Source organism: Acidimicrobiia bacterium (assembly GCA_041394025.1).
Taxonomy (GTDB): Bacteria; Actinomycetota; Acidimicrobiia; order IMCC26256; family JAOSJL01; genus JAOSJL01.
Genome location: JAWKJA010000004.1, coordinates 491,196 through 507,248, shown reverse-complemented (window position 1 = coordinate 507,248; position 16,053 = coordinate 491,196). Strand labels below are relative to the sequence as shown.

At 70.7% G+C, this 16,053-nt stretch carries 15 protein-coding genes; 3 read left to right on the top strand and 12 right to left on the bottom strand.

Annotated elements, in window-relative coordinates; translation table 11 throughout:
• Positions 1 to 3: 3 nt before the first annotated feature.
• Positions 4 to 1,038: an NAD-dependent epimerase/dehydratase family protein gene (locus R3A49_14035; GenBank protein ID MEZ5171843.1), complete on the top strand. Its 1,035-nt coding sequence runs from the start codon at positions 4 to 6 to the stop codon at positions 1,036 to 1,038.
• Positions 1,039 to 1,088: 50 nt separating this feature from the next.
• Complete coding sequence (locus tag R3A49_14030) at positions 1,089 to 1,829, top strand: hypothetical protein (GenBank protein ID MEZ5171842.1); 741 nt, start codon at positions 1,089 to 1,091, stop codon at positions 1,827 to 1,829.
• Here the strand turns inward: R3A49_14030 and R3A49_14025 are convergent.
• Positions 1,813 to 2,421, bottom strand: a complete 609-nt coding sequence (locus R3A49_14025; protein MEZ5171841.1) for a GNAT family protein — start codon at positions 2,419 to 2,421, stop codon at positions 1,813 to 1,815. The genes R3A49_14030 and R3A49_14025 overlap by 17 nt on opposite strands.
• Before the next feature lie 43 nt (positions 2,422 to 2,464).
• Between R3A49_14025 and orn the strand changes: the two genes are divergently transcribed.
• A complete protein-coding gene (orn, locus tag R3A49_14020; GenBank protein ID MEZ5171840.1) occupies positions 2,465 to 3,025 on the top strand; it encodes an oligoribonuclease in 561 nt (186 codons plus the stop codon).
• Here the strand turns inward: orn and R3A49_14015 are convergent.
• The 11 genes from R3A49_14015 to pth all read right to left on the bottom strand — a co-directional run bounded on the left by R3A49_14015 (position 3,022) and on the right by pth (position 16,051).
• The gene (locus R3A49_14015) at positions 3,022 to 4,113 is read right to left on the bottom strand and encodes an alanine--glyoxylate aminotransferase family protein (GenBank protein MEZ5171839.1); all 1,092 of its coding nucleotides are present in this window, start codon (positions 4,111 to 4,113) and stop codon (positions 3,022 to 3,024) included. The genes orn and R3A49_14015 overlap by 4 nt on opposite strands.
• A complete protein-coding gene (locus R3A49_14010) occupies positions 4,113 to 5,471 on the bottom strand; it encodes a DUF222 domain-containing protein (GenBank protein ID MEZ5171838.1) in 1,359 nt (452 codons plus the stop codon). The genes R3A49_14015 and R3A49_14010 overlap by 1 nt, the downstream gene beginning before the upstream one ends.
• Positions 5,472 to 5,620: 149 nt before the next feature.
• The gene (locus R3A49_14005; protein ID MEZ5171837.1) at positions 5,621 to 6,547 is read right to left on the bottom strand and encodes a Ppx/GppA phosphatase family protein; all 927 of its coding nucleotides are present in this window, start codon (positions 6,545 to 6,547) and stop codon (positions 5,621 to 5,623) included.
• Entirely contained in the window at positions 6,544 to 6,996 is a 453-nt protein-coding gene (locus R3A49_14000) for a DUF501 domain-containing protein (GenBank protein ID MEZ5171836.1), read from the bottom strand. The genes R3A49_14005 and R3A49_14000 overlap by 4 nt, the downstream gene beginning before the upstream one ends.
• Before the next feature lie 28 nt (positions 6,997 to 7,024).
• Positions 7,025 to 7,396 (bottom strand): septum formation initiator family protein, encoded by a 372-nt coding sequence (locus tag R3A49_13995; protein ID MEZ5171835.1) that lies wholly within the window; start codon positions 7,394 to 7,396, stop codon positions 7,025 to 7,027.
• Positions 7,393 to 8,676, bottom strand: a complete 1,284-nt coding sequence (gene eno, locus R3A49_13990) for a phosphopyruvate hydratase (protein ID MEZ5171834.1) — start codon at positions 8,674 to 8,676, stop codon at positions 7,393 to 7,395. Before eno ends, R3A49_13995 begins: the two co-directional genes overlap by 4 nt.
• Positions 8,677 to 8,772: 96 nt before the next feature.
• Positions 8,773 to 9,537: an SDR family oxidoreductase gene (locus tag R3A49_13985; protein ID MEZ5171833.1), complete on the bottom strand. Its 765-nt coding sequence runs from the start codon at positions 9,535 to 9,537 to the stop codon at positions 8,773 to 8,775.
• Positions 9,521 to 10,876 carry a MazG family protein gene (locus tag R3A49_13980; GenBank protein ID MEZ5171832.1) on the bottom strand — a complete coding sequence of 452 codons (1,356 nt, stop codon included), beginning with the start codon at positions 10,874 to 10,876 and terminating at the stop codon, positions 9,521 to 9,523. The genes R3A49_13985 and R3A49_13980 overlap by 17 nt, the downstream gene beginning before the upstream one ends.
• On the bottom strand, positions 10,873 to 12,021 hold the full coding sequence (locus tag R3A49_13975; protein ID MEZ5171831.1) for a peptidylprolyl isomerase: 1,149 nt from the start codon (positions 12,019 to 12,021) through the stop codon (positions 10,873 to 10,875). Before R3A49_13975 ends, R3A49_13980 begins: the two co-directional genes overlap by 4 nt.
• Positions 12,018 to 15,440 carry a transcription-repair coupling factor gene (gene mfd / locus R3A49_13970; GenBank protein ID MEZ5171830.1) on the bottom strand — a complete coding sequence of 1,141 codons (3,423 nt, stop codon included), beginning with the start codon at positions 15,438 to 15,440 and terminating at the stop codon, positions 12,018 to 12,020. Before mfd ends, R3A49_13975 begins: the two co-directional genes overlap by 4 nt.
• Complete coding sequence (pth, locus tag R3A49_13965; protein MEZ5171829.1) at positions 15,437 to 16,051, bottom strand: aminoacyl-tRNA hydrolase; 615 nt, start codon at positions 16,049 to 16,051, stop codon at positions 15,437 to 15,439. Before pth ends, mfd begins: the two co-directional genes overlap by 4 nt.
• Positions 16,052 to 16,053 lie beyond the last annotated feature (2 nt).

The window sequence follows — 16,053 nt, the reverse complement described above, 5'->3', positions numbered from 1 at the left end:
GTCATGCGGATCCTGGTCACCGGCCTCGGCGACTTCTGGGGCGCCCAGCTCGCAGCCGAACTCGAGAACCGCGACGACGTCGAGATGATCGTCGGTGTCGACGACACCGAACCGCCGCTCCCCCTCGAGCGCACCGAGTTCGTGAAGTCCGACGCCGACTTCTCGATCCTGCACAGGATCGTCGAGGCCACCCAGGTCGACACGGTCGTCCACACACACCTCATCGTCGACTCGACCAAGGCGAGTGGGCGCAAGCTGCACGACACCAACGTCATCGCCACGATGAACCTCCTGGCGGCCGCCGGCGCCGCGGGGAGCCCCGTCCGTCGGATGGTCGTGAAGAGCTCCACGATGGTCTACGGCGCCACCTACCGGGACCCGTACTTCTTCCGGGAGGAGACACCCCGCAAGCGCGCTCCGCGTACTCCCGTGGAACGTACGCTCGTCGACGTCGATGGCTACGTCCGCGACTTCGCCGAGGACAACCCCCACATCACCACGACCTTGTTTCGCTTCGCCAACGTGCTCGGCGAGGACCTCGAGACCCCCCTCACACGCGCGCTGCGTCTCCCCGTCGTGCCCGAGATTCTCGGTTTCGACCCCCGGCTCCAGTTCGTCCACGAAAACGACGTGATCAGCGCACTCGTGTTCGCCACGACCGACGACGTACCGGGTGTGTTCAACGTGGCCGGCGACGGCACGCTCACCTGGAGCGAGGTGTGCGCCATGGTCGGCAAGCGGCGCGTTCCTCTTCCACCCGTGCTCCCCGGCGTGGCGCTCAGCGGCCTCAAACGGATGCGAGTTCTGGATCTACCACCCGAGATCCTCGACCTCCTGCGCTACGGCCGCGGCGTCGACAACCGACGCTTCCAGGAGGCGGGATTCCGCTACGGCTATACATCGGCGGGCGCCGTGGAGGCCTTCGCGGAGTTGGTGAGGCTGCGTGACACGGTGGGGTCCTCGCGGCCCACGTACCGCTACCAACGCGACCTCGAGGACTTCTTCCGGCACTCCCCCGCAGTGGTCCGCCGCGGCTGACCCGACGCTTTGTCCGGGTTGCCGTAGATGGCCCGGTAGGCTGATCCACGATGCGATGCCCGGCCTGCAACACCTGGATGGAGGACGACGCCGCCGTCTGCTGGATGTGCCAGCACGTCGTCGATCCGGAGGCGGCGTCGGGTGTCGACACCGAGGCCGAGCGGCACCGGGCCGAGGCTCACATGCGGTACGCCGCACGACGCCGGCGCCGTAGCCCGCTGGCGGTGGCGCTCATCACCATCGGTGTCCTCGCCCTGTTCGCCGGAGCGTTCGTCATCTACTACTACCTGGTGGCCGACGACGGCACCGCCATCGTCGACGAGTACGTCGCCGGGGAGAGGGGCGTCGAGTACACCTCGGAGGAGGGCGCGTTCACCGCCACCTTCCCCACGGAGCCCAGCGAGAGCGACGACGACCCCTTCGACCTGGGGCTCGGCGGCCTTGCCGGAGCAGTGGAGTCGACAGCCGGGCGCGACTACACGTTCACGGTCGCCTGGTTCGCCATCAGCACGCCGCTCAGCTCGCAGATCCTGAACCAGATGCCGGCAGCGATCGCCGATGAGCTCAACGGCGAAGTGATCGACATCGCCCAACGTGACCTCGCATTCATCCCGGCGACCGAGGTCGCCGTCAAGGGTGAGGACCAGACCAGCCGCATCGTCCTGTTCCAGACCGACGAGCGCTTCTACGCCGTCGGCACCGACGCCCGCTCCGACGATCGGGCACCGTTCGAGCACTTCGTCTCGTCCCTGAGCGTCGACGCCGAGGACCAGTTCACCGACCCGGAGTGAGCTCCGGCAGGTAGCGGCCCGTGATGTGCGCGCGGGCGTCGACCCATTCCTCGGCGGTGAGTGCGTAGCGGGCGTGGTCCTCCCAGACACCCCGGATCTGGAGGAATCGTCGGGCAATTCCTTCGTAGCGCATCCCGAGCTTCTCCACGACGCGAATGCTCGGCGCGTTGCGCGGCACGACGGCCGCCTCGACGCGGTGGAGGTTCAGGTGGCCGAACGCGTACTCGAGGACGACGGCCACCGCCTCGGGCGTGAGTCCTTGCCCCGCGTGCTGCTCGTCGACCCAGTAGCCGATGAAAGCGGTCTGGAACGGGCCCCGGTGAACGGTTCCGAGGCTGACCTCGCCGATGAAGGCACCGTCGAGGAACACGCCGAACCCGTAGGCGGCGTCGAGGTGACGCTGGCGGTCCCACGATCCGCACCGCGCACGGAACGCCTCACGGTCGGCGACGGGGTCGGGCGACCCGATCTCGGGAAGCGGCTCCCACGGCTCCAGCCAGTCGCGGCTTCGCTGCCGGACCTCCTGCCACGCGTCGAAGTCGTCGGGCCTCAGCGGCCGTAACGCCACCCGGGCACCGCGGAGATCCGGCACGGCAGGCAGGATACCGACCATCGACCGCCTAGGGTGGGCGCCGGTGAGCGACGCAGCCGACGCCGAAGCCGACCGCCTGGTCTGGCTCGATCTGGAGATGACGGGGCTCGATGTGGAGCGGGATGTGATCGTCGAGATCGCCTGCGTCATCACAGACAACGAACTCGAGGTGCTCGACGACGGCATCGACCTGGTGGTCCACCAGCCGCCCGACGCACTGAAGGCGATGGGCGACTTCGTCCGCTCGATGCACGAGCGCTCCGACCTCCTGACCGCCGTCGCCGCGTCGGACCTGTCTCTGGAGGAAGCGGGAAAGCAGGCACTCGCCTATGTCACCTCGCACGTACCGGCGAAGCGCACGGCCCCGCTGTGCGGCAACTCGATCGGCACCGACAGGCGGTTCCTCGACCGCTACCTCCCCGAGCTCGACGGCCACCTCCACTACCGCAGCATCGACGTGTCGTCGCTCAAGGAACTGGCCCGGCGCTGGTATCCGGAGGCCTATGCGAAGCGTCCCGACAAGGCGGAGGGCCACCGCGCCATGGCCGACATCCTCGAGTCGATCGAGGAGCTGCGCTACTACCGGTCGACCATTCTCCGTTAGCCGAGCAGCTCGTCGAGGGCCCCGAGGAGCGCCACGACCGACGAGCGACGCGCGGAATGGCCCATGAGGCCGATGCGCCAGGCCCTGCCCGCGAAGGCGCCGAGCCCAGCTCCGACCTCGACGTCGAACTCCTCGCGCAACGCCGTGCGCAACTTCGCCTCGTCGGCGCCGTCGGGAAGCTCCACGAAGGTGAGCTGCGGAAGTCGGTGTCCGCCCTGCGCGATGAGCCGGAAGCCCCTGTCCTCGAGGGCTGCCTGGAGCTCGGAGCCCACGGAACGGTGCCGCTCGAAGGAGGCCTCCAGTCCCTCGTCGAGCAGGACACCGAGCCCCGCGTGGAGCGCGTAGACCATGGAGATCGGCGCCGTGTGGTGATAGCGGCGCTCGGCACCCACGTAGGAGCCGATGAGCCCGAGGTCGAGATACCACGACTGTGGCGGCGTGTCGCGCTCGGCGACCCGTTGCCGGGCCCGCTCGGAGAACGTCACCGGCGCCAGGCCCGGCGGGACACCGAGGCACTTCTGGGTCCCCGAGTAGCAGGCGTCGATCCCCCAGGCGTCGACCTCCAGTGGGATTCCGCCGAGGGACGTGACGGCGTCGACCACGAGCAGCGTGCCGGTCTCCTGGAAGCTCGCCAACGGCTCGATGTCGTTGCGGACGCCGGTCGACGTCTCGGCGTGGACCGTCGCGACGATGCGCGCCCCCGGCGTGGCCTCCTGCGCGTCGATCAGGGCCTGCGGGTCGAGCGCCCGTCCCCACTCGGCTTCGACACGCACGACCTCGGCACCGCAGCGGCGCGCCACCTCGCACATGCGCTCACCGAAGACGCCGTTGACGCCGACGATCGCCGTGTCGCCGGGCTCGAGCAGGTTGACGAGACACGCCTCCATCCCCGCCGACCCGGTGCCACTCACCGGCAGGGTGAGGCCGTTGCCGGTCTTCATCACGCTGCGGAGGCGGGCGGCGGTCTCGTCGAGAACGGCGAGGAACGCCGGGTCGAGGTGGCCGACCACCGGACGCGCCATCGCCTCCATGACCTCGGGGTACGGGTTGGAGGGACCCGGACCGAGAAGAAGCCGCTGAGGGTGCATCACTCCAACCTAGACGCCGTTGCCTGGTCGAGGATGGGGAAGTAGCCGGCGGCGGTGAGGTCGAGGTCCATTCTGGTGCCGTCGCGGGCGGTGGCGGTTCGGGGTCCGGGTGTGATGCTGTTCTGTCGGTTGTGGTGGATGGGCCGGTGGGGGTCGGAGGGTTCGGCGGGGCCGGTGTTGTGGATCGGGATGCCGTCGGGTCGGGTGACCTCGATGTGGTGGCCGTCGACGAGTCGGAGGGTGAAGCCGTCCTCGTGGACGCTTCGGTGATGCCGTCTGCAGAGGACAACGAGGTTGTCGAGGCTGGTGTCGCCGCCGTTGGCCCAGTGGACGATGTGGTGGGCGTCGACGTAGCGGCGGTTGTCGCAGCCCGGGAAGCGGCATCGGCCGTCGCGTATCTGCAGCGCGCGTCGTATCCGGTTGGGGATCTTGCGGCTTCGTCGTCCGACCGACAGGGGTGTTCGGTGGTGGTCGGTGGCGACCTCGACGACGGTGCTGTCGCAGGCCAGGCGTCGGGCGGTGTCGACCGGGACGGGTGTGTCGTCGTCGAGGTGGCAACGCCGGTGGAGATCCACCGTGTCGCCGTCGGGGTCGTCGCCGGTGAGGGTGTGGGCGTCGACGTGGACGACGATCTCGCTGCTCACCGACGGCTCGGTGCCGCCGGCGAGCAGCACCAGGGCGTCGACGCGACCCTGGGAGCGTGGTGTCGTGTGCACGCACCGTGACGGTCCCGCGGGACCGTCGTCGAGAAGACCTTCCTCGTCGACGATGTCGTCGAGGCGGGCGATCAGCTGCTGGGCCTCTTCAGGGGCGAGACGGATCCGCAACTCGGTGTGGCCCTCTGCGTCGGCGCCCACGAGGAACTCACGACCCGCGTGGATCTCGCCGGCGTCTTCTCGGCTCACCCGACGGTGGGCGCCCAACAGGTGAGCCAGCTGCGACGCGGTCATCTGCAACGCCGCCTCGACCAGCGGTGCCTCGGTGTCGGCTGTGGCCACACGGGTGAGCTCACGCGCCTTGGAATACGACAACTCCCCACGGGCGAACGCCCCACGGGTGACCGGCAGCTCCGGCAGCGCCCGACCCACACGGACATGTTCTCGGGCGGTGCGAATGTCGATGCCGCAACGCCACGACAGCCAGTGCGCACACGACGCCACACCCCAGCCGGCCCAACCCTGGCGGCGGTCCAACTCGCCGACCAGCACCAGCCACCGGCACGTCGCCGCCGCCAGATCAGCCGCCGTGCGCGACACCTCGTCCTCCAAGCGCTCCAGGGGCATCCGCGCCGCTCTCTCCAACGTCTCGACGCTCGGATCGTGGCCCGGAGCCGTCGTTGCCACCTCGGCAATGGCCATGCCTGTCCACCTTCCCCGAGCCGCACTGTCCCTCTAACGAACGTATGTTCGTATCCTACCGGCCGCCTGTGTCAGCCATCAGCCGGTTTTCAGGCCGCCACGAGTGAGCCACCGAGCGCAGAACGTGGCGAAACGGTCCCGCGGGACCGTCAGGAGGACTGGCTGAACACGAGGCCGTCGAGGATGTCGGCCTCGGAGACGAGAACCGAGTCGAGGGCGAAGGTGCGCAGGATCGTCGCCAACACCAGGGTCCCGCCCACGATCACGTCGACCCGACCCTCCTCGAGGCCCGGGTTCTCGCGCCGCTCGTCGGCCGCTTCCGTGGCGAGTGTGCGGAAGACGTCTTCCACCTGCTCGCGTGAGAGCACGAGATGGTGGATGGCAGTGCGGTCGTACTCGCGTTGTCCGAGTTCCACCGCGGCGACGGTGGTGATCGTTCCGGCGAGACCGATGAAGGTGCGGGCCTCTCCGATGTGCGGCAGCGCCCGGGAGACCTCGGCGAGGTCGTCGCGCACGGCGGTGACCGCCACCGACAGCTCCTCAGGGGTCGGAGGGTCGGACTCCAGGTACTGCTCCGTCGTGCGCACGCAGCCCATGGCCAGCGAGACCGACGCTTCCGGTGTGTCGCTGCCGTACACGAACTCGGTGGATCCGCCACCGATGTCGACGACGAGGTACGGGCCGGGATGTGTTGCAGGATCGAGGCCCGACGTGGCACCGAGGAACGACAGCGCCGCCTCGTCCTCGCCACTCAACAGCTCGAGCCGGAAACCCAGGTCGGCCGCGGGACCGAAGAGGTCCTCCCGGTTCGCGGCGTCGCGCGCCGCGCTGGTGGCCGTCGCCCGCACCGGCGGCGAGCCGTGATGGTCGAGCACCTCGCGGAACTCCGCCAGTACGGCGAGGGTTCTGTCGAGCGCCGCAGGCTCCAGGCGCCGAGACGCGTCGACGCCCGCACCGAGGCGCGTGATCCGCATCAGGCGCTCGATCTGGTCGACGCGACCGTCACGGACCTCGCCGATCATCAGGCGCACCGAGTTCGTGCCGACGTCCACCCCTGCGAAGGGGCCTCCACTCACGGTGCTCTCTCCGACAGTCGCTCCTCCACCCACCGCCCGACGGGGTCGTCGCCTCCTGCGAGGAAGTACGCGTAGTGGGCGTGCAGACACTTGACGCCCCGGGCCGTCCCTCCCACGCCGCCGCTCGGGCGTGCATCGGCACGATCCCTAGGGATTGCACGGTCGCGTTCGGCGGCGTAGGCCGCGTGCGCCCGCAGGAGCTCGTCGGGATCGACCTCGGCCTCGGCCTGCTTCACGCCGCCTTCCGACTCGAGGCGCCCGACGCGGCGCACCGCCTCCGGGTCGACGAGCCAGTAGAGCGTCGGCATCGGGGCGCCGTCGTCGTCGAACGGCGCATTGCGGATCACCGCGGGGGCCCCGGAGTCGTCGCGGGTCACGACCTCGAAGGCAACGGTGGGCTCCCGGCCCAGGCGCGCGGCCACGGCTTCGACATCGGCGTTGGACACCACGACCGGGAGTGTAGGACCGGCGCTCGGCCTATCCGGAGGGCGATGCGGCGCCCATCGGGACGTCGCCGTCGATCGCCGGCGCCGACGGAACAAGCTGCTCCGGCGGGGCCGTCGTGCTCGTCGAACCCTGCGGGATGATGGCGTAGGCCTCCTCGCCGGGTCGCACCAGGTGGAAGCGCTCCCGTGCCTGGCGCTCGATCTCCTCGTCGCTGCGGAGCCGCTCGGCCTCCGCCTCCAGCTTGGCGTTCTGGTCGCGGAGAATCTCGAGGTGCTCCCGGGCCTCGTTCTCCGTGGCGCGCTGGGCGAGGAGCGACCGGGCGGGGTAACCGAAGGCGAACAGAAGCGCCACCAGCACGAGCACGAAGATCCCGAGGCGTGCGGCCCGGTTGCGCGACGTCACGGGTGCGTGCCCCGGAACGCCCTGGCGCCCTTGTAGGCGGCCGCCTCGCCGAGCTCGGTCTCGATCCGTAGGAGCTGGTTGTACTTGGCGACCCGCTCGCTGCGGGCGGGCGCGCCCGACTTGATCTGGCCGCAGTTGGCCGCCACGGCGAGGTCGGCGATCGTCGTGTCCTCGGTCTCCCCGCTGCGGTGCGACATCATCGCCGTGTAGCCGTGTCGCGTGGCGACATCCAGCGTGTCGAGCGTCTCGCTGAGGGTGCCGATCTGGTTGACCTTGATGAGGATCGAGTTCGCCACACCGTCGTTGATCCCGCGCTCCAGGCGTTCCACGTTCGTGACGAACAGGTCGTCGCCCACGAGCTGCACACGACCCCCGAGTCTCTCGGTGAGTGTGCGCCAGCCGTCCCAGTCGTCCTCGTCGAGGCCGTCCTCGATGGAGATGATCGGATGGCGGTCGCACAGCCCTGCGAGGTAGTCGACGAAGCCGTCGGCGTCGAGGTCGCGTCCCTCACCGGCGAGGTGGTAAACGCCGTCGTTGTGGATCTCGCTGGCGGCGACGTCGAGGGCGAGGGCGATCTCCTCGCCCGGTACGTAGCCGGCGGCCTCGATGGCAGCCGACAGCAGGTCCAGGGCCTCCTCGTTGGACGGGAGGTCCGGGGCGAAACCACCCTCGTCGCCGAGCGCCGTCGACAACCCGCGCTCGCCGAGCAGTGCCGCGAGTCTGTGGTACGTCTCGGTACCCCATTGCAGGGCCTCGGAGAAGCTGACGGCGCCCACGGGAACGAGCATGAACTCCTGGAGGTCGACGTTGCTGTCGGCGTGGGCGCCCCCGTTGAGGACGTTCATGCACGGGACCGGCAGCACGTGGGCGTCGGCACCACCGACGTAGCGGTAGAGCGGCATGTCGCTGTCGGCGGCGGCCGCCTTCGCCACGGCGAGCGACACCCCGAGCACGGCGTTGGCGCCGAGTCGCGACTTGTGGTCACTGCCGTCGAGGTCGATGAGCACGGTGTCGATGCCCCGCTGGTCGGCGGCGTCGAGCCCGCGGAGCGCCGCGGCGATCTCGCCCTCGACGTTGGCCACGGCGGTGCGGACGCCCTTTCCGGCGTAGCGGTCGCCGCCGTCGCGTAGCTCGGCGGCCTCGTGGGCCCCCGTGCTGGCCCCGCTGGGGACCGCCGCCCGGCCGGTGGCGCCCGAGTCGAGGATCACGTCGACCTCGACGGTCGGGTTCCCCCGGGAATCCAGGATCTCCCGTGCCCCGACGGTGGAAATGGCACTCACCGTGTGTGTCCCCCGGTGCTCGTGTGGTTCGTGTTGTTGATGTGAAAGCTAGCCCACGGGCCGGGCTCGGGGGTGCCACCGGCCGTCGGGCGGCGGTCAGCCCTCCTGGGCCCGGTGGGAGCCCCGCCACAGGATCCCGGGCGTGAGGCGCCGGGCCCGTTGGAGGCTGCGGGTCCCGCGGCCGGGAAAGCAGAAGAGGTCGCCGGCCTCGATCGACGCCTCGATGGCGTCGATGACGACCTCGGGCGCGATGGGCTTCTGCACGGTAAGCGACGCGTTCTCGGGGCCGATGTCGTCGAGCATTTTCGTGTCGACGGTCGGGGGGCACACGCAGCACACGCGCAGGCCCGTCCCCCGGTGCTCGTGCGCCAGCACCTCGGTGAACGCGACGACGGCGTGCTTGCTGGCGGTGTAGGCGGCGATGCCGTGCGCCGGGATCCACCCGGCCAGGGACGCCAGGTTGACGATGTCACCACGCCCGCGCTCGAGCATGCCCGGGAGCGCGGCCTTCACGACGTTGACGGTCCCCCCGTAGTTGACCGCCATCACCTCGAGGATCGTGTCGGTCGGCATCTCCTCGACACTTCCCGTACGCAGGATGCCCGCGGCGTTCACCACCCGGTCCGGCCCGGCGAGGTCGGTCGTCACCCGAGCGACGAGATCCTCCACGGCCGCCGTGTCGGTGACGTCGCATTCGAAGGCGTGGACGGTCGCGAGCTCGTCGGCGAGGCGCTCGATGCCGTCGCCGTCGCGGTCGACCGCCGCCACGCGGACACCGCCGCGAGCGAGGCGACGTGCGCTCAGCGCGCCCATGCCGCGTCCCGCGCCCGTGATCAGGGCGACGTCACCGTGAAACGCCATGTGCCTCTCCCCCGCTCGGGTGCTCCGTCTCGATCCAGAGCGCCGCAACCGCCTCCGGGCTCAGGGTAGCGAGGTCGTCCCCGCGCTCGGCCGCCCGCGCCTCGACCGCGGCGAAGCGTTCGCGGAACTGCGTCGCCCAGCTTCGTAGCGATACCTCGGCCTCGGCGTCGAGGCCCACCGACTGTGCTCTGCGCAGGATCTTGTGCGTGTAGAGCAACGCGGGCAGCGACTCGTCGACACCGGCGAGCATCGACTCGGATCCGCGCTCGTCGCGCTTGATCTGCTCCCAGTTGCGCAGCACGTCGTCGGGGCCCTCCACGGCAACGTCGGCGAACACGTGCGGGTGGCGGCGGACCAGCTTCTCGTGGATCCCGCCGATGACGTCGGTGATCCCGAAGGCGCCGGCCTCGGTGGCGAGGACCGTGTGGAACACGATCTGGGCCAGGAGGTCACCGAGCTCCTCCGCGAGGGCGGCATACGCAGCGGGATCGACCTCACCGGACGGTGCCTCGGGAGGAAGGACCTGCACGGCCTCGACGACCTCGTGAGCCTCTTCCAGGACATATGCAGCGAGGGAGTGGTGGGTCTGCTCGGCGTCCCACGGGCACCCTCCGGGGCCGCGCAGGGTCGCCATAAGGTCGACGAAGCGGGCCATCTCCGCCGCGATCGCCCGGTCACCGGTGTCGACGAACACCGAGGTGCGCGGGTCGGCGTCGACGACACGGTCCAGCTCGACGAGGGGGATCTCCCGGACCGACTCGTCGGGAGAGCCGAGACGCTGCAGGACCGTGACGGGTGTGTCGGGGTCGACGGCCTCCAGCAGCGTCAGCTTCACGTCCGAGAGGACAGAGGCCCGGTCGCACTGCGACACGAGGACCGGTCCTGCGGCGCCTGCAGCGTCGACGCCGAAGCGGTGGCCGTCGACGAGGCGGGCTCCCGCCGACGGGTCGACGCCCAGGCGGGCCCAGACGAGATCGGCGAACGAGAGACCCGGGACGACAGTGAGGTCGCCGCCGCGTCGCTCCCGCAGCAACTCCACGGTGCGTTCGGCGACGACGGGGTTTCCCGGCACCGAGTAGACCACCCGGCCGTCGCGCTCGGCCGTTGCGAGGACCTCGTCGACGATGGCGGCGTAGGTCTCGGTCAGGGAGGCCGCCGACTCGTAGTGGTGGTCGAGTGCACGCAGCGCGACGCCCTCGTCGCGCAGCTCCCCGACGGCGGGATGCGCGGCCGTGCGGGTCAGCGGATCGGGTGCTTCGGTGAGGACGCTCCGCGCGGCGGGCGTGACGAGGTCGATGCCGGCAGGACCGAGCCCGACGACCGTGACCCGGGGGCTCACCCCGTCGTTGACGGAGCCTCGTCGGGCACGACGACCTCACCCTCGGGCGCGGGCTCACCCTCGGGGACCGGCTGGCCCTCGGGGACCGGCTGGCCCTCGGGAGGTGCGGGAGTCTCGGTTCCGTCCTCGGGCAGCTCCGGCGGGTCGGCCGCCTCGGGCGGCTCCACCCGGGCGCCGTTCTCGTCGACGACCCACGTGCCGTAGCTCGGGTCGACCGTGACGTCGGCGTCCTCGAGCATCTTCTGGAACTCGGCGGCGTCGAGCGAGTTCAACGCCCCGTTGACGATCGTCTCCCGGTCGTCGAGGTCGTAGTCGGCGAACGGCTTCGCCTCGCGGCTCGTCACCTCGATGATGTGGTAACCGAACTCGGTCGACACGACCTCGGAGACTTCACCCACGGGAAGCTCGAAGAGCGCCTGGTCGAACGCCTCCACCGTGGCGCCGCGTGGGAGGCATCCCAGGTCGCCGCCCTGCGCGGCGGAACCCGGGTCGTCGGAGACCTCCTCGGCCTTGGCCGCGAAGTCGGCGCCCTCGGCCACCTCTGCGCGGACCTGCTCGGCCTCGGCGAGCGCCGCGTCGGGGTCGGGGGCCTCACCGGAGAGCGGGTCCGGCTGTGTGCTGATGAGGATGTGCCGCGCGCAGGCGAGCTCGACCTCGTCGCCGATCTCGGGCACCACGAGAGCCACGAGCCCCACGATCTGGTCGGTGGTGGCATCGCGGAACACCTCGGGGTACTCGTCGAACGCGGCGAGGTCGACCTGACCGGTGGCGGGGTCGGGCGCCGAGAACTGCCGGGCGGCGAGGCGCTGCGCCACCTCGGTGAGGCTCTCGTCGACCTCGACTCCCTGGTCCTCGGCGGCCTGCACGAGGACCTCAGACTGGATGAGCTGCGTGAGCCACAGCGCGGCGAACTGGGCGTCGACCGACTCGGTGGCCTCCTCGCTGAGACCGAAGATGGCCATGAGGTCCTCGTTGCCGCGGATCGCCTCGAGCTGGTCCTCCACGTCGCTGCGGGGGATGTCGACGCCGTTGACCGTCGCCGCCACAGCGCCGACGCTTGCGCCGCTCCCACCGCCGGAGCCGCACGCGGCGGCCACGAGCGCGAGCGCGACAAGACAGACGACGAGGACACGGGGGGTTCTCATGCGGGGGAGCGTACCGGCGCCTCCCGGTCGGGAACCAGTCGCCCCAGCAGATCGAGAACCGCGGACGGGACGGACTCCGCCTCGGGAAGCCGGGCGGCGAACTCGTCGGGACCCTTCACGACCCCGTCGCGCAGGCGTGCGGTGATCCTGGCCTTCAGGGTCTCGGTGAGCTCCAGGCCCCGCACCCGCACGGTGCCCCGGTTGATCGCCACCTCGGTGACCCCGAGATCCGCGCAGGCGACCCGCAGCGCCGCCACATCGAGGAGCGCCGCCACCGGCTCGGGCGGCGTCCCGTAGCGGTCGGTCCATTCGGCGGTGACGTCGGCGAGCTCGTCGGTGGTGCTGACGCGTCCGAGCCGTCGGTACGCCTCGACCCGCAGGTCGTCGCGTTCGATGTAGTCGTCGGGCAGGTAGGCGTCGACGGGGAGGTCGAGCGACACCTGCGGAGGTGGCTCCTCGACTCTCCCGGTGAGCTCGGCGACGGCCTCGGTGACCATCTCGCAGTAGAGGTCGAACCCGACGGCGGCGACGTGGCCCGACTGCTCGGCGCCGAGCATGTTGCCGGCGCCGCGGATCTCGAGGTCGCGCCGGGCGATCTTGTAGCCCGACCCGAGGTCGGTGAACTCCCCGATGGTCTTCAGGCGTTCGTAGGCCTCCTCGGACAGCCGCTGGCCCGCGGGGTGCAGGAGGTACGCGTAGGCACGGCGGCCTCGACGGCCGATGCGGCCTCGGAGCTGGTAGAGCTGGGCCAGTCCGAGCTGGTCGGCCCGGTCGACGACCATCGTGTTGACACCGGGGATGTCGAGGCCGCTCTCCACGATCGTCGTGCACACGAGCACGTCGAAACGCCGGTCCCAGAAGTCCATGACGATCTGCTCGAGCGACGCCTCGGGCATCTGACCGTGCGCCACGGCCACCCGCGCCTCGGGCACGAGGTGCCGCACGACCTCGGCGGCGTGGTCGATCGACTGCACCCGGTTGTGCACGTAGAAGACCTGCCCCTCGCGCAGCAGCTCGCGCCGGATGGCCTCCGACACTGCGGCGTCGTCCTGCTCCCCCACGTAGGTGAGGATCGGCTGACGGTCCTCCGGCGGCGTGGTGATGAGCGAGAGGTCGCGGATCCCCGTGAGCGACAGCTCGAGTGTGCGCGGGATGGGTGTGGCGGTGAGCGTGAGGGCGTCGACGTCGGCGCGCAGCGCCTTGATGCGCTCCTTGTGCTGGACCCCGAAGCGCTGCTCCTCGTCGACGACGAGCAGACCCAGGTCCTTGAAGTGCACGTCGTTCGAGAGCAGACGGTGCGTTCCGATCACGACGTCGACGTCGCCCGACTCCACCCCGACGAGGACCTCGCGGGCCTCCCGGTCGGTGAGGAACCGCGAGAGCACCTCCACCCTTACCGGATAGTTGGCGTAGCGCTCGCGGAACGTCTGGCCGTGCTGGGTGGAGAGCAGCGTCGTGGGGGCGAGCACCGCCACCTGCTTGCCGTCCTGCACGGCCTTGAAAGCGGCTCGCACGGCGATCTCGGTCTTGCCGTAGCCGACGTCGCCGCACACGAGCCGGTCCATCGGCGTCGTGCTCTCCATGTCGGCCTTGACCTCTTCGATGGCCCGGTGTTGATCGGGGGTCACCTGGAAGTCGAAGGACTCCTCCATCTCGTGCTGCCACGGCGTGTCGGGACTGAAAGCGTGGCCCTCGGCGGCGGCCCGACGGCGGTAGAGCGCGACCAGCTCCTCGGCGATGTCTCGGACGGCGGCCCGGGCACGGGCGCGCGTCTTCTCCCAGTCGCTACCACCCAGCCGCTGGAGCGAGGGGTTGTCGCCGCCGGTGTAGGGGCGCACGATGCCGACCTGGTCGGTGGGCACGTAGAGCCGGTCGGCGCCGCGGTACTCGAGGAGCATGTAGTCGCGTTCGATGCCGCCTATGTCGCGGGTGGTCATGCCCGCGTAGCGCCCGACCCCGTGGGAGACGTGGACGACGAAGTCGCCGGGCTCTAGCCCCTCGTAGCCGTCGGTGCTGCGCGCCGCACCTCGGCGCGAGCGACGGCGCGGCCGACGCCGGGCGCCGAGATCCGACTCTGCGATGACGGCGAGACCCACCTCGGGGATCACGGCGCCGCGCTCCAAGGGTGCCGCCACCACACCCGCACGCCCGGGTCCGACGTCGCCGGCGTCGGACACGACCGGAGCGTCGACGCCGTCGTCGCCCAGCACGGAGGAGAGCCGCTCGGCCGACGCCGCGCCGTCGGCGGCGAGGACCACACGGTTGCCGTCGGAGCACAGGCTCTGCACCCGTTGCGCCAGCGTCTCGGAGGATCCGTCGACGGGATCGAAGGAGGTGGCGGGGAGGTGCGGCGTTTCGGGGGAATCGGGTGCCGTGGGGAGCGCCACGACGCGGGCGTCGGTGTGGGCGAGGAGGCGGTCGAATGGCAGCGAGAGTCGCGGGAAGCCGTGGCCGCCCTCGGCTCCCCACGTCGCCGAGAGGGAATCGGCGAGGGCCGCCTCGTCGTCGAGCAGCTCGAGGGTGCGGTCGCGCATGCGGGTGGGCTCGGCCAGCAGGACGACACCCGATGCCGGGAACAGGTCGGTCAGCAGATGCTCGTCGGCGGTGAGCCAGGGCAGCCACGACTCCATGCCGTCGAAGATCTCACCGCGGGCGATGCGCTCCCACTGCTGCTCCCCCCACGGCTCCGTGTCGACGAGGCTCCGGGCCCGCTCGCGCACCTCCTCGGTGGGGAGGAGCTCGCGGGCTCCGAAGACGGCCATGCCCTCGACGTCGTGGGTGGCGCGCTGGTCGGCCACCGAGAACGCCTGGAGCCGGTCGACCTCGTCGCCCCAGAGGTCGAGGCGGATCGGGAAGTCCGACGTGGACGGGTAGACGTCGACGATCGAGCCGCGCACGGCGACCTCGCCGCGGGCCTCCACCTGGTACTCACGGCGGTAACCGGCCGACACGAGAGTGTCGAGCAGCTCGTCGCGGTCGAGCTCGGCACCGGTTCGCACGATCACCGGCTCGATGTCCTCCACGTGCGGACCGAGGCGCTGCACGAGAGCACGAACGGGCGCCACCACGACGCCGGGCGTCGACCGACCGCCGGTGCGGAGCCGCCACATCACGCGCAGGCGCCGGCCCATGGTCTCCACCGACGGAGAGACGCGCTCGAACGGGAGCGTCTCCCAGGCGGGATAGAGCTCGACAGTGTCCGCGCCGAGCAGCTGCGAGAGGTCGTCGGCGAGCCGCTCCGCGTCGACAACGGTCGGCGTGACGACGAGCACGGGACGCTCGGCACGGATGCGCAGCGCCGCCACAGCCAGCGGCCGGGCCGCCTCCGGAACGGCGACGACCTCCGTCCTGCCGCCGATCAGCGCGTCGACGGCCGGACTGTCGGCCAGAACCTCGGCGAGCGAACCGAGCGGTGTCACGTGACGTCGACGTTGAAGCGCGTCATGGCCGCGTCGACGCCGTCGGCCACGATGCATTCCACGGCATCGGCGGCGCGCTCGACGGTGACGTCGACGTCCTCACGCTCCTGCTTCGAGAAGCGGCGCAGCACGTGGTCGGCGCCCCGCCGCGCGTCGGGCGGCTTGCCCACGCCGATGCGCACCCGGAGGAACACGTCGGTGCCGAGGTGCTGCACGATAGAGCGCAGGCCGTTGTGCCCGGCGAGCCCGCCGCCGGCCTTCACCCGCAAGGTCGCCACGGGTAGGTCGAGCTCGTCCTGGACGATCACGATGTGCTCGGGATCGGTGCCGTAGCGGCGCACGAGCTTGCGCACCGCGATGCCCGACTCGTTCATGTAGGTGTTCGGGACGGCGAGCGCCACGAGCGACCCGTCGAGGCGCACTTCGTCGGCACGGGCCTGTTGTTTCCGGGTACGAAGACGTGCCCCATGCCGCTGCGCGAGCAGTTCGACGACCTCGGCGCCGACGTTGTGGCGTGTCTCGGCGTATTCCTCGCCGGGGTTGCCCAGCCCCACGACCAGGTAGTCGGCGGGCGTTCCGATGCGCTCGCCACCCCAAAGGTGGCGGGCCACGC

Excerpts from the sequence above, each read along its gene's own strand:
- R3A49_14035 (MEZ5171843.1), top strand. The coding sequence starts at position 4 with ATGCGGATCCTGGTCACCGGCCTCGGCGACTTCTGGGGCGCCCAGCTC.
- R3A49_14030 (MEZ5171842.1), top strand. The coding sequence starts at position 1,089 with ATGCGATGCCCGGCCTGCAACACCTGGATGGAGGACGACGCCGCCGTC.
- R3A49_14015 (MEZ5171839.1), bottom strand. The coding sequence starts at position 4,113 with ATGCACCCTCAGCGGCTTCTTCTCGGTCCGGGTCCCTCCAACCCGTAC.
- R3A49_14010 (MEZ5171838.1), bottom strand. The coding sequence starts at position 5,471 with ATGGCCATTGCCGAGGTGGCAACGACGGCTCCGGGCCACGATCCGAGC.
- R3A49_13985 (MEZ5171833.1), bottom strand. The coding sequence starts at position 9,537 with ATGGCGTTTCACGGTGACGTCGCCCTGATCACGGGCGCGGGACGCGGC.
- R3A49_13975 (MEZ5171831.1), bottom strand. The coding sequence starts at position 12,021 with ATGAGAACCCCCCGTGTCCTCGTCGTCTGTCTTGTCGCGCTCGCGCTC.